Annotated in this window: 11 protein-coding genes and 1 pseudogene; 2 read left to right on the top strand and 10 right to left on the bottom strand. The window is 42.6% G+C overall.

Annotated elements, in window-relative coordinates; translation table 11 throughout:
* Window positions 1–158 precede the first annotated feature (158 nt).
* Both nhaA and VNZ46_RS23420 read left to right on the top strand, forming a co-directional pair.
* Complete coding sequence (gene nhaA, locus VNZ46_RS23425) at window positions 159–1,475, top strand: Na+/H+ antiporter NhaA (RefSeq protein WP_325563148.1); 1,317 nt, start codon at window positions 159–161, stop codon at window positions 1,473–1,475.
* 14 nt (window positions 1,476–1,489) lie between these two features.
* Entirely contained in the window at window positions 1,490–2,674 is a 1,185-nt protein-coding gene (locus VNZ46_RS23420; protein WP_325563146.1) for an aspartate aminotransferase family protein, read from the top strand.
* Between the two features lie 6 nt (window positions 2,675–2,680).
* Here the strand turns inward: VNZ46_RS23420 and VNZ46_RS23415 are convergent, their stop codons facing one another.
* The 10 genes and pseudogenes from VNZ46_RS23415 to VNZ46_RS23370 form a co-directional block, all read right to left on the bottom strand.
* Entirely contained in the window at window positions 2,681–4,435 is a 1,755-nt protein-coding gene (locus VNZ46_RS23415) for a HAMP domain-containing sensor histidine kinase (protein ID WP_325563144.1), read from the bottom strand.
* 28 nt (window positions 4,436–4,463) lie between these two features.
* Window positions 4,464–5,591 (bottom strand): sensor protein KdpD, encoded by a 1,128-nt coding sequence (locus tag VNZ46_RS23410; RefSeq protein ID WP_199076978.1) that lies wholly within the window; start codon window positions 5,589–5,591, stop codon window positions 4,464–4,466.
* A 68-nt stretch (window positions 5,592–5,659) separates the two neighbouring features.
* On the bottom strand, window positions 5,660–6,730 hold the full coding sequence (locus VNZ46_RS23405) for a porin (protein WP_325563141.1): 1,071 nt from the start codon (window positions 6,728–6,730) through the stop codon (window positions 5,660–5,662).
* 164 nt (window positions 6,731–6,894) lie between these two features.
* On the bottom strand, window positions 6,895–7,461 hold the full coding sequence (gene kdpC / locus VNZ46_RS23400) for a potassium-transporting ATPase subunit KdpC (protein WP_325563140.1): 567 nt from the start codon (window positions 7,459–7,461) through the stop codon (window positions 6,895–6,897).
* A gap of 13 nt (window positions 7,462–7,474) precedes the next feature.
* Entirely contained in the window at window positions 7,475–9,505 is a 2,031-nt protein-coding gene (gene kdpB / locus VNZ46_RS23395; RefSeq protein WP_325563138.1) for a potassium-transporting ATPase subunit KdpB, read from the bottom strand.
* 5 nt (window positions 9,506–9,510) lie between these two features.
* Window positions 9,511–11,229 carry a potassium-transporting ATPase subunit KdpA gene (gene kdpA, locus VNZ46_RS23390; protein WP_325563136.1) on the bottom strand — a complete coding sequence of 573 codons (1,719 nt, stop codon included), beginning with the start codon at window positions 11,227–11,229 and terminating at the stop codon, window positions 9,511–9,513.
* Window positions 11,230–11,252: 23 nt separating this feature from the next.
* Window positions 11,253–11,330, bottom strand: coding sequence for a potassium-transporting ATPase subunit F (locus VNZ46_RS23385; protein WP_108555258.1), 78 nt, complete (start codon window positions 11,328–11,330; stop codon window positions 11,253–11,255).
* A 265-nt stretch (window positions 11,331–11,595) separates the two neighbouring features.
* Window positions 11,596–12,927, bottom strand: a complete 1,332-nt coding sequence (locus VNZ46_RS23380; protein ID WP_325563134.1) for a sigma-54 dependent transcriptional regulator — start codon at window positions 12,925–12,927, stop codon at window positions 11,596–11,598.
* Between the two features lie 77 nt (window positions 12,928–13,004).
* Window positions 13,005–13,388: a hypothetical protein gene (locus tag VNZ46_RS23375; protein WP_325563132.1), complete on the bottom strand. Its 384-nt coding sequence runs from the start codon at window positions 13,386–13,388 to the stop codon at window positions 13,005–13,007.
* A 26-nt stretch (window positions 13,389–13,414) separates the two neighbouring features.
* Window positions 13,415–13,901, bottom strand: a pseudogene (locus VNZ46_RS23370) (GNAT family N-acetyltransferase); the annotation flags it as partial.

Below are 13,901 nucleotides of genomic sequence, written 5' to 3'. Positions count from 1 at the left end.
ATTTCTGAAAAATTTGCCATCATACTCTAATTTAGAACTGTAAAAATAGGAACAATAAACCAGCCTTCTGGTTTTAATTGTTTACATACAGTCCAAGATTAAAAATCTTATTTTAATATAAAACCCTATTTTTGCCATACGCCCTAAATAGATACCCTATGCAAAAATCTCCTATTGATAAAATTATAGCCCCGGTTAGCAAATTTATCCATCTGGAGTATACCAGTGGAATTGTTTTACTGCTCAGCGTTATTGCAGCTATTATTTGGGCAAATTCACCTTATCATGATTCTTACCACCGGGTCTGGGATCTCCATTTGTCAGTAGGCTTTGATAAACATGTGTTCGATCAACCCCTGCACATCTGGATCAACGATGGCTTAATGGCTATTTTCTTTTTTGTCATTGGGCTGGAACTCAAAAGGGAATTTATGGATGGAGAACTTTCCAGTATGAAAAAAGCCTCCTTACCCATGATGGCCGCACTGGGCGGAATGATCGTTCCCGCACTGATTTATTTTTTCATGAATAAAGGAATGGAATCTGAACACGGATGGGGGATTCCCATGGCTACAGACATCGCCTTTGCCCTTGCTTTGCTATCCATGGCGGGAAAACACATCCCATCGTCTGTAAAAGTATTTTTATCTGCCCTTGCGGTAGCCGATGATCTCGGAGCAGTCTTGGTCATTGCCTTTTTTTACAGTTCAGACTTAAATTTCATCCCACTTGGTATAGCCGGGCTTTTTCTGGTGATCATGATGATTGGAAACCTCCTGGGCATCAGAAGCAGCGCATTTTATCTGATCATGGGACTAGTCGTTTGGATGGGCTTCCTGCTTTCGGGAGTTCATGCCACGATTGCCGGTGTATTGGTTGCCTTTACCATTCCGGCCTCTACAAAGATCGACGAAATGATGTATGCAAAAAAACTCAAAAAACTCGCTGCAGATTTTGAGCAGGAAATACCCAATAACAGCACATTGACCACCCCTCAGCAGCATCAAACCATTGAAGAGGTTAAAGCATTAAGCACCGCTGCAGAGACCCCTTTGCAGAAAATTGAATATGCCCTTCATCCCTGGGTGGCTTTTATGATTATGCCTCTATTTGCATTAGCCAACTCAGGTATGGTCATCGGATCCGATTTTTTCAGTGCATTGCTAAACCCCGTGAGTATGGGGGTTACCACTGGCCTCATCGCAGGCAAATTTACGGGCATTTTACTCTTTACCTGGCTCATGGTGAAATTAAAGATCTCCCGCCTTCCAGATCAGGCCAACTGGACCCACATTACAGGTGTTGCCTTATTGGCTGGAGTAGGCTTTACCATGTCTCTGTTCATCAGCAACCTCGCCTTCACCAGTGAGACCATGATCAATCAGGCTAAATACGGCATACTGCTCGCCTCTGTTGTTGCCGGCATTCTAGGCACCATCGCCCTCAAAAGAACACCTGCTCCCAAAAAGGGCTAATATTTTTAGAATTTATGATCAGTAACAAACAACTTTTCCTTCTCAACAATGCACAAACCTCTACCAGTCCCAATTTACTGGAAATCGATTATGCAGAGGGAATCTATCTATACGATAAACAAAAGAAACCCTATATTGATTTGGTTTCGGGTTTTGCAGTGAGCAATATCGGACACCGACATCCAAAAGTGATCGATGCCATAAAAGCACAACTGGACAAATACATGCACCTCACGGTCTACGGAGAATATGTACAAAGCCCGATGATCCTGTTTGCACAAAAACTCCTCTCGGTCTTACCAGAGACATTGAACAATGTTTACTTTGTCAATTCAGGCGCCGAAGCGACAGAAGGCGCCTTAAAACTCGCCAAAAGATATACCGGCAGAAGCGGAATTATTTCCTGTTTCAATTCCTATCATGGCAGTACCCACGGCGCGCTAAGCGTCATGGGAAATGAGCATTATAAGCAAGCTTACCGCCCACTCCTTCCTGATGTGCAATTTATCCGCTTCAATGAAGAAGCAGAGCTTTCCATGATCACAGAGGAAACCGCTTGTGTGATTATGGAAACCGTTCAGGGAGAAGCAGGTATTCGCGTTCCCTCTGAAAATTACATGACCAAACTCCGCAACCGCTGCACCGAAGTTGGCGCCTTGCTGATCCTTGATGAAATCCAGGCCGCATTTGGCCGTACCGGAAAATTATTTGCCTTTGAGAATTTTGGTATCGTTCCTGATATTCTATTACTGGCTAAAGCCCTTGGAGGAGGTATGCCAATCGGTGCCTTTATTGCCAATAAAGAAGTGATGGGAGTACTTAAAGAAAACCCGATCCTTGGACATATCACTACATTTGGTGGCCACCCGGTCTCCTGTAGCGCAGGTCTGGCCAGTCTGGAGGTGATACTGGAAGAAGAACTTGTTAAAGACGTCAACAAAAAAGGAGAACTTTTCCGTACGCTTCTTGTCCATCCGCTAATTAAAGAAGTTCGCGGTAAAGGTTTAATGCTCAGCATTCAGCTGGATAGTTTTGAACAGGTAGAAAAAGTAAGTACCCTATGCAGAGAACGCGGTGTGGTGATCGACTGGTTTTTACATTGTGAAACCGCCATGCGGATCGCCCCTCCTTTAATTATTAAGGAAGAGGAAATCCACACAGTCTGTAAAACGATTATAAACGTACTGAATCTCCTATAAGATGATTTAACCCGCTACAGGCAAAGCAAAACAAAAGCGACTCCCCTCCCCTAAAGCACTTTCAACCCAGATCCTGCCTTGTTCGGCCTCAATAAAATCTTTCGAGATGGCCAGTCCAAGTCCGGATCCGGATTTATTATTTCCATCAGTAGGTACCTGAAAATAACGGTCAAACAATCTTTGCTGATATTGTTCTTCAATCCCCTTTCCAAAGTCACGAACCGAAAACTCAACTTCACTATTCTTCTCTAAAACCTGGATAACCAGCTTAGACTTCTCCGGACTATACCGAAGTGCGTTGGAAAGGAAATTAATCAGTACCCAGGCGGTCTTCTCTACGTCAGCATTTACTTTTGGCAAGGAATTTTTACTCACCAGCTCTAAATGAATCTGTTTCTGCTCGGCCTGCAATTTCACAGAGTCTATCGCATAATCCACAATTTGTTTTGGATCTGATTTCACAAAATTGAGCTGTAGATTTCCCGTCTCCACCTGCGCAAGGTCCAGCAATTCGCTCGTAATTTTAAGCAGACGGTCACTGTCTTCATTAATATGCTCCACCAATTCCTTCTGCTCCTTATTCATATCACCTACCCTTTCATCCTTAAGCAATTTAAGGCTCATTTTAATCGAAGAAAGCGGAGTTTTCAACTCATGGGACACCGTAGCGATAAAATTTGTCTTTGCCTGGTCCAATTCCTTAAATTCTGTAATATTTTTGAGGATATACACCTTACCCGCCGATTTCCCGGAAGCGAAAATTACATTATTCTCCTGGTCTTCAAAATTAGGGATTACAATTTCCCTGCTCTCCAGCTGGAAATGAGACTCCTTCTCATTGGCATAAATCTTCAGGTTCTGGTCTTTCCCCTGACCGTTCAAGATCCGGTTCAAAAGTTCATTCTTTTTTTGCAGATCAGCTGCATTCTGGCCAACCACCTGGGCCGGAGAAAGGCTGATCAGTTGTGCGGCAACTTTATTGATAAACAAAACATCCTGTTTATCATTCAAACCTATAATCGCATCATCCATTTGTTCAATAATAGCCTCTATCCGCAGCTTCTCCGACTTCAGTTCTGCAAGATTGCTGTTTTCCCATTTATTGAGCTGTAAAGCCATTCCATTAAAGGCTGCAGCCAATTCAGAAAATTCATCATTGTTATGAAACTCCAGACGCTGTTTATAATTCTTCTTACTGATTTCGCGTATGGCCTCTGTAAACTCCTGAAGCGGGTTGGCCACAAAACCGGGAAAATTCACTATAAAACTAAATAAAATCAAGAAACTGATGGAAGCCGCAAAAACCAGGTAGAGCGTAGCTTTAGAAACAGATGCCTGCGCTGCATCGTTCTTCCTCACAATCGCCTTCATGTTCACATCCTCAATCGTCCTTAGCTGTGCGCGCACATTTCTTAAGGCTGTTTGTTGTACTACCGCAGCTACCCCGGTAGCCGTCATTTCCTGATAAGCCTGTTTTAATGCTTTTACAGCGGTGCCTTCACCAACCTCTGTTATGTTCTTCTCTTCTCCTTGCAACTGCTGCTCAAAATCCTGCTGTACCACAGGCGTAAGCGGCAGATCGTGCTCATCCAGCAGTGTTCTCATGGCCCCCGTAAACTTCAGTGTTTTGTAATTGTCCTTCAGGATGACCTTTGCACTGCCGGAGATCTCATTCAGATAGAAAAGTGAAATGGAACCGAAGAAGAGTACCATCACGAACAGGAATCCAAATCCGAGACGGAGTTTTGTTTTGATCTTCATTATTATAGATATTAATTATTCTTTGCTGTTAACTCAAAATCACCAGATCAGTATCCTTCATGGCCAGGCTTCTCAAAAGCTGGTTAAAGATAGCTGTTCGCATGATCACCTGAAAGAGGTTCAAATGCGGCTTTCCGATACATATTGTTGTAATTTCTTTTTCTTCTGCAACTTTTATAATCGTCTGTGTCACCTGGTCACTTTTTATTTTTAAAACCTCTGCCCCAAGTTCAGTAGCCAGCTTCAGGTTATTGATCAAATGGCGCTGCTTATCCAGTTTAATTTTATCCCCGCTTTCATTGCTGCTCTGCACATATAATACAATCCATGGAGAACGATAATACGAAGCCAGCCTTGCCGTTTTACGGATCACCACTTTGGCCGTATCTGCATTCGAAGAAATACAGGCCAGGAAGCGTTCCGATCTTAATTTAATCTGCTTTGGCACTTCCAAACTTACCTTTCGCTCTACCTGATGGGCCACTTCCTTCAGTGCCAGCTCCCTTAGCTGCAAAATTCTTTCCGGTTGGAAGAAATTTCCGAGTGCTGTCGCAATCTTGCTCTTATCGTAGATCTTGCCTTCTTTTAAACGGGTAACCAGTTCATCTGCCGTTAAGTCTATATTGACAATTTCATCAGCAATTTCCAGAATTTTATCTGGTATCCTTTCTGTAACTGCAACTCCCGTAATATGTTCTATCTCTTCATTAATACTTTCCAGGTGCTGGATATTCACCGCAGAAATCACACTGATGCCCGCATCCAGTAAATCGAATACATCCTGCCAACGCTTTGCATTTTTGCTGCCCTCCGCATTGGTATGGGCCAGCTCATCTACAATAACAACATCCGGGTGGATGCTCAAAATGGAATTCAAATCCATTTCCTCCAGTTCCTTACCCCGGTAAAAAATCTTTCTCCTTGGAATCAGTGGCAGGCCGTCCAGCAAAGCATGGGTCTCCTCCCGCCTGTGCGTTTCGATATACCCGATCTGAACATTTACCCCGCCCCTCAACAAAGCATGAGCCTCCTGTAGCATACGATACGTTTTCCCCACACCAGCACTCATGCCAATATAGATCTTCAGTTTTCCCCGTCTCGATTTTTTAACCAGCTCAAGGAACTTGCGTACAGAATCTTCTTTGTTGTCTTCCATTTTCTTCTTATTTAAAACAGCATAAAGAAGAATTTGCTTCTTTATGCTGCTATTTTTTTATTTATGTATTAGAACGATACCGCAATGCTCCCTGTAACCAGGCCATTGTAATTTACCAAATCCTGGTCCCTTTTAAACACCTTATCTTTACTGTTGTATAATTTCCCTTCCAGCCTCAGCACTGCGTTTTTCACAGGTGCATAATCCAGGTTTAGCGAATACCCAGTTGTCTTGAAGCCTTGAGACGTTCCTGTCGCAATGAATACCCCATTTTTATCATCATAATACTCTACTCTTCCTGCAAGAGCCCATTTCGGATCAAATTTATACTGAGCAATCGCTACCGGTGCAAAAACATGATTATGGGTACTGCTTCCCTTTGATGTCTGTTGGGTACCATAATCAACCCCCAGGGTCACACCAAACTGTTCATCCAGTTGGAAGATTCCATACAAATTGTGATACAGCCTGGTCACACCAACAGAATCCGCACCTTCTTTTCCCAAATAATTACTATAGTTCACTGTAATTTTTTCTGTTGGCTTCCAGGTCAGCTGGACACCACCGGCAGGCTTACGATTGCCATCCTGTCTGCTGATCCGCTGCCAGCCATTTAAATACAGAAGCGAAGCACTGAATTGCCCATCGGCCGTTGCATAACTAAGTTTTGCACCTGTCTCAAAATAAGGTGTATTCTCAGAAGAAATATTCCTGGTCAATACCCAGCAATCTTTCGAAATGGCACTTTCAAATCCAATATGGGAAGAGAATATACCTGCATCTAACCATAAGTTAGCCGTCTTAGACAATTTAACACCGGCATTGGCCTCATAAATATTTTTCAGCACACCAGATTCCGCACTCATATTTGCATTGGCGTACGTACCTGCCATTACCGCAACATTTGCCCGGATATTGCCGTCATCATAGGCTCCTTTAAGATAAGCTAAATTGATATTCACCTCATTGCTTCTGTTATGTGAGTAAATAAAACCCGGTCTGTTGTTGTCTGAAGGTTTGTTAAAATCGTATCCATAATAGGCCTCTACATAGCCTGAAAATTTCACTTTTGATTCTTCCTGTGCAAATAAATTGACGCTTGCAGCTAATCCTGCAATTAATGTGATTATTTTTTTCATTAATATTTTATGTCTTTCAATAGTAATGAAGCGATCATGAGCCGTTGTTATTTTATTTGGAAGCTCAGGATGGTTTCATTAATATTGTTGTGTAAGTCCTGTGGAGCTACCCGGATCCTGCAACTTGGCAAACGCGTAGGATCGGGTAACTCTTGGGATGTTTTCTATTTCTTTAAATTATCCAGTGCAACATTCAATTTCAATACGTTCACTTTACTTGGCCCAAAAAGACCAAATAAAGGGCGTTCTGTATTTTGGGCCACCAGATCAGCTAGGGTCTTTTCATCGAGTTTTCTAAATTCAGCCACCCGTTTGATCTGGATAGCGGCGCCTTGCTCTGAAATGTTCGGATCCAGTCCACTTCCTGAAGCGGTAACCATATCCGCAGGGATCTCCCCTTTTTTCAGGTAAGGATGATACTTCAATAAAGAATCCACTCTGTTCTGAACATCCTTTTCATAATCAGGATTGGAAGCCGCTTTGTTAGAACCTCCGGAACCAGCCGCATTATAGGAAACTGCCGAAGGGCGGCCCCAGAAATACTGTGGTTTGGTAAAGGACTGACCAATCAGCGCGTAACCAACCACCTTTCCATTCACCATGATCTTCTCTCCCCCTCCCTTACCTTTGGAGAAACCACCGGCAAAAGAAAGAAATAAAGGATAAGCTCCACATAACAGCACCAACAGTACCACAGTGAGACGTATAGATTGTAATAAGTACTTTTTCATGATATATATAATTTTAAACGAACAGGCCAACAGCCAAATCAATGAGTTTAATCCCTATAAATGGAGCGATAACACCACCCAAACCATAAATAAATAAATTTCTTCTCAGCAAGGCACTTGCGCCGATCGGTTTGTAGGCTACGCCCTTTAGGGCCAGTGGAATCAAGATCGGAATAATGATCGCGTTAAAGATCACTGCCGACAGGATAGCACTTTCGGGACTATGCAGTCCCATAATATTCAAACTCTCCAAAGCCGGAATAGAAGCAATGAACAAAGCCGGTACAATAGCAAAGTATTTGGCCACATCATTTGCAATAGAGAAAGTGGTTAAAGTACCCCTGGTGATCAGTAATTGTTTACCAATTTCAACAATCTCAATCAGTTTGGTTGGGTCATTATCCAAATCCACCATATTCCCAGCCTCTTTTGCAGCCTGTGTTCCACTATTCATCGCCACACCTACATCTGCCTGAGCCAAAGCCGGCGCATCATTGGTACCGTCTCCCATCATGGCCACCAGTTTCCCCTGCATTTGCTCCTCTTTGATGTAGTTCATTTTATCTTCCGGCTTCGCCTCAGCAATAAAATCATCTACTCCTGCTTTTTCTGCAATGTACTTTGCCGTTAAAGGATTATCACCAGTAACCATTACGGTTTTAACCCCCATTTTGCGCAGACGCTCAAAACGCTCACTAATTCCTGGTTTAATAATATCCTGTAATTCAATCACCCCAAGGGCTTTTTCATTTTCAGAAACCACTAAGGGTGTTCCCCCGTTGGAAGCAATATTTTTCACCTCGGTTTCAATATCAGCAGGAAAATGATTCCCAGCCTTCTCTACAATATTACGTATCGAATCAAATGCACCTTTACGAATTCTTCTGCCATCAGGAGTATCTATTCCGCTGGAACGTGTTTCAGCCGTAAATTTAATGAACTGAGCGCCCTCAGGGGCTTTACGCAAAGCCGGCCTTCCATCTGCGCTGGCCAGTTCGATAATGGATTTACCTTCCGGAGTTTCATCAGCAAGAGAACTCAATACACAGGCCTCCACAAAAGTATTCGGACTTACTCCCTCAGTGGGATGAAAGTTAGTTGCTTTACGGTTACCGATGGTAATGGTACCTGTTTTATCCAGCAACAATACATCAATATCGCCCGCAGTTTCCACAGCTTTACCAGACTTGGTGATCACATTAGCCCTCAAAGCCCGGTCCATTCCCGCAATACCTATAGCTGAAAGCAAACCACCGATTGTGGTTGGGATCAGACATACGAATAACGAAATCAAAGCCGCAATGGTAATTGGTGTATTGGCATAATCAGCAAATGGCTTCAGCGTTACACAGACAATGATAAACACCAATGTAAAACTTGCCAGCAAAATGGTCAAAGCAATTTCATTGGGCGTTTTTTGACGGGAAGCTCCTTCCACCAAAGCAATCATCTTATCCAAAAAGCTTTCGCCCGGCTCGGTACTTACCTTTACCTTGATTTCATCGGACAATACTTTGGTTCCACCAGTCACAGAAGATTTATCCCCCCCCGACTCCCGGATCACAGGTGCAGACTCTCCGGTAATGGCCGATTCATCAATCGTAGCAATGCCTTCGATAATCTCTCCATCTGTTGGAATGATATCACCTGTTTCGCAAAAGAATACATCGCCTTTTCTCAACTGGCTGGACGAACGCATTTCAATAGAACCATTGGCCAATACCAGTTTAGCAGGAGTTTCCTCCCGAGTTTTACGAAGACTATCTGCTTGTGCTTTACCCCTGGCTTCTGCAATGGCCTCTGCAAAATTTGCAAACAGTACCGTCAGCAGCAATACCAGAAATATGATAAAATTATATAAAGCAGATCCCTGTCCGCTATGGCTTACGGAATAAACAGTTACATAAGCCATCACGAGCGTGCCTATTTCTACCGTAAACATAACCGGGTTACGAACCATTACCCGCGGATCCAGCTTAATAAATGATTGTTTTAATGCAGTTTGCACCAAGGCAGGTTCAAATAATTTATTTGAGGTTTTCATTTTTATTATTTAAATAAGGTAAAATACTCTGCCAAAGGACCTAAGGCCAATGCAGGGAAATAAGAAAGGGCATTCAAAACCAGGATCACCGCAAAGGTCATCAGGCTAAATGTCAACGTATCGGTTTTTAAAGTACCCGCTGATTCCGGGATAAATTTCTTGGCACCCAACAAGCCAGCAATCGCTACAGGGCCTATAATAGGAAGGAACCTGCCCAGCAACAATACAAAGCCGGTAGAAACATTCCAGAATGTATTCCCATCACCCAGTCCTTCAAAACCAGAACCGTTATTGGCATTCGAAGAGGTCATTTCATACAACATCTCCGAGAACCCATGGAAACCAGGATTGTTTAACCAGGTCTTAGGCTGAACAGCCCAGGCTGCACCACCATGATTGGTAAATACATAAGCCGCAATGGCCGTACCTGCAAGAATCAGAAAGGGGCTAAGCAAGGTAATTAACGCAGCAATCTTCACCTCTCTGGCTTCCACCTTATGACCCAGAAATTCAGGCGTACGCCCTACCATTAAACCAGAAATAAATACCGCTATAATCAGATAAATAAAATAATTCAGCATACCGACACCACAACCACCATAAAATGAGTTGATCATCATACCCAATAACTGCCATAAACCAGTTAAAGGCATCCCGCTATCGTGCATACTGTTTACAGAACCTGTAGAAATAATCGTGGTTACAGTACTCCAGTAAGCCGATGCTGTAGGTCCAAAACGGACCTCTTTGCCTTCCATGGCGCCAGTTGCCTGCGACACCCCCATTTTCGCAATAGCCGGATTACCACCAAGCTCGCTGCTCAACGTTGGAAACAACAGCATTAACATACCAATGGTCATTACCCCAAAGATCATCCAGGCCAGTTTTTTACGGCGGATAAAATACCCGAAGGCAATCACCATCGCTATAGGAATAATTACCTGTGCAATCATTTCCACCATATTGGTCAGGTAATTTGGATTTTCCAAAGGATGTGCAGAATTGGCACCAAACCATCCGCCACCATTAGTACCTAAATGTTTAATGGCAATAAATCCGGCAGCAGGTCCCCTTGACACATGTACAGTATCTCCCTGCAGGGAAATAAACTGGTCTTTGCCCTGGTAACTGGTTGGCGTACCGCTAAAGGCCATTATCAGTCCCATTAAAACGGAAAGCGGAAGCAATAAACGGGTAATAGATTTCACAAAAAACTCCCAAAAGTTACCAAGAGAGGTCGTTGTTTTATCTCTGAAGGCTTTAAAGAAAACCACAGCTGCTGCAATCCCGGTGGCTGCACTCACAAATTGCAGGAACATCAATACAAAATGCTGCGTGAGGTAACTTACGCCAGACTCACCAGAGTAGTGCTGCAAGTTACAGTTCACCACAAAACTGATGATGGTATTAAAGGCGAGATCAGGAGACATTCCTGGATTACCATCCGGATTTAGTGGCAGTTTATCTTGCTGGAGCAACACAAAGAAACCATACACCAGCCAAACCAGGTTAATGGTCATCAATGCTTTCATATGCTGTTTCCAGTTCATCTGCTCTTTAATATTGATGCCTGAAAGTTTATAAATTCCGTTCTCCAGGGGTTTTAGAAAGTCTGTCCAGACCTTTTCTCCGGCAAATACCTTGGAAAGGTAAATTCCCAGAGGGATAGCCAAAACTACCGTTAGGAGGTAGGTTGCTATGATTCCAAATAATTCAGTGTTCATTTTTTAATTGTTGAAAAGCGATTTTAAAATTTTTCGGGTTTAATTAAGACGTAAACCATGTACAGGAATACGGCAATTGCGATAATGAATAATGCGATCATGTGATTTAGATTTTTTCGAACCAGTCGATTGATTTATAAAACACCCAGCAAAAGGCAAGCAGGGCTAAAAGAAGAATAAATGTGACCATAGTTGTATATTTTTAAGACCAATACCCAATCTGTATACCACACTCAGCAGGCATGCATGCAACAAGCTGATTATCAGATTAAAAACAGCAAACAATTATTTTCATCACTTTTTTAAACGCAAAAAACCCTTCCAAAATGGAAGGGTTTTTATCATATTGAAAAAGGCAGTATAGAATTAACTGATTTTATATTCTTCCATCTTTCGGTACAGTGTGGTCAATCCTATTCCCAACAAGCGGGAAGTTTCCGTTTTATTTCCTCTGGTAAATTTAAGCACCTTGATGATGTGTTGTTTTTCTATGGCTTCCATACTCATCGAGTCGTCTTTGGCACTATGTACATGAAATTCATAAGGCAGCAGACTCGCTGTTAATACCTGCGTATCGGCCAGGATCACCACCCGTTCCATTACATTTTTCAGCTCTCTGATATTGCCTTTCCAGGAATGCTCTTGTAAAAGATGGACAAAATCTTCTTCCATCGTAAAATCAGTTTTATTTACCTTGGCCGCAAATTCTTTCAAATAATGTTTGGCAATCAAAGGGATATCGATCTTGCGCGCATTTAATGGAGGCAGTTCGATAGAAAAAACAGAAAGTCTGTAATACAGATCCAGCCGGAATTTTCCAACCTCCGCTTCTTCTTTCAAATCCCGGTTGGTTGCGGCAATGATCCGGACATTTACTTTTTTAGTTTGTGTATCACCCACTTTAATATAGGTCTGGTTCTCCAGCACCCGAAGCAGTTTGGCTTGCAGGTCTAAATTCATCTCCCCAATTTCATCTAAAAACAGCGTTCCTTCATTAGCCTCTTCCAGTAAACCCTTTTTATCTTTCAATGCACCGGTAAAAGCCCCTTCCTTGTAGCCAAAAAGTTCGCTTTCCAGCAGTTCCGGGTTAAATCCACTGCAATTTACAGCAACAAAAGGCTTCAGGCTCCGCAAGCTTTCGTAATGAATAGCCTGCGCAAATACCTCCTTACCTGTACCTGTTTCCCCAAGGAGCAATACAGTGGTATCAGTTGATGCGACCTTCCTGGCCAGTTCCAGGGCCTCCTTAATCGCCTTTGACTGTCCCAGAATTGCATCAAAATTGTATTGCCGGCTCACCTTATTCTCAAGTTCATATACCCGGAGCTGCAATTTAGCCTTATCCATGGCCTTATAGACCAACGGAATGATCTTATCATTATCATCTCCCTTGGTAATATAGTCAAAAGCACCATTTCTCATGGCCATTACCCCATCCTGAATGGTCCCGAAAGCCGTCAAATTGATCACTTCGGTATAAGGTTTTAATTTCTTGATCTGTTTAACCAGTTCTACTCCATTAATATCGGGCAATTTCACGTCACTGATCACCACATCAATTTCCTGATTGGCAAGAAGTTTCAAGCCTTCCTTTCCGGTACCAGCCTGAAAAACCCTAAAACCTTCCAGTTCTATAATGCGCGCCAAAAGACTGCAAATCTTCTTTTCATCGTCTATAATTAGAACGGTATTCTGCATAAACTGATAATTTAAGCAATATTAAGCATTAATATTTTATCAAAATATAATTTGAATTTAAAGCTGAAGCCTGGTTATTATCCTTCCTGCTCCACTACGAACTGACAGAAAACATGATTTCTGACAGTGTTCAGAATTTCCTTGCGATTATAACTAGAGGTATATTTAATTTCGACCTTAAAAGTACAGGTATATGGTTTTCCGTTATCCAATGCCAGGGTTTCAATTTCCAGAACGGTCATTTCCACCGGATCCTTCAAATTTCCTTCTATGGGGAAGATATGGGTACAAAACCAGTGAATATCTTCTATCGCTCCGCAAATCACATTATTCCCTTTATTTCCAGCACAATGTCGGTCACATCCAACTGTGCAGTTTAAGATCATTGTGTCTAGAAATTTCGGTTCTTTTATCTCTTTCTCTGCCAGAACCAAACACGGCTCATTTTCTATCAGATCCATTTGATTTTTTTTTAAATCCATAAAAATTAACGTTGAACAGCTGTATTTTGCGCAACAGCTGATGGAACTGCAGATACCATCGGATCAAAGAGCATCGCCGTGCAAAGACAGTTGCATTTGCTCTTCCTTTCCAGAACGTCATAGTTAACGCAACTCTTACAACCTTCCCAGAAACCAGGCTCTTGCGCAATTTCTGAAAAGGTAACAGGTTGAAAGCCCAGACTAGAGTTCATTTTCATAACCGTTAGTCCGGAAGTGATACTAAAAATTCTTGCCTCTGGATAGGTTCTCCTGGAAACCAGAAATACCCTTTCTTTGATGGCACGTGCTACACCACAATTTCTGAAAGCCGGTGCTACAATCAAGCCGGAATTGGATACGAATCTTCCTCCATCCCATACTTCAAAATAGGCAAATCCTGCCCAAACACCCCCACTTGTCACTGCAATCACCGCCTTGCCTTCACAGATTTTCTTCGCTATAGATTCCGGTGAACGTTTTGCAATTCCAGTC

Source organism: Pedobacter sp. (genome assembly GCF_035566355.1).
Taxonomy (GTDB): domain Bacteria; phylum Bacteroidota; class Bacteroidia; order Sphingobacteriales; family Sphingobacteriaceae; genus Pedobacter.
This window is presented reverse-complemented; position numbering and strand designations above follow the sequence as displayed.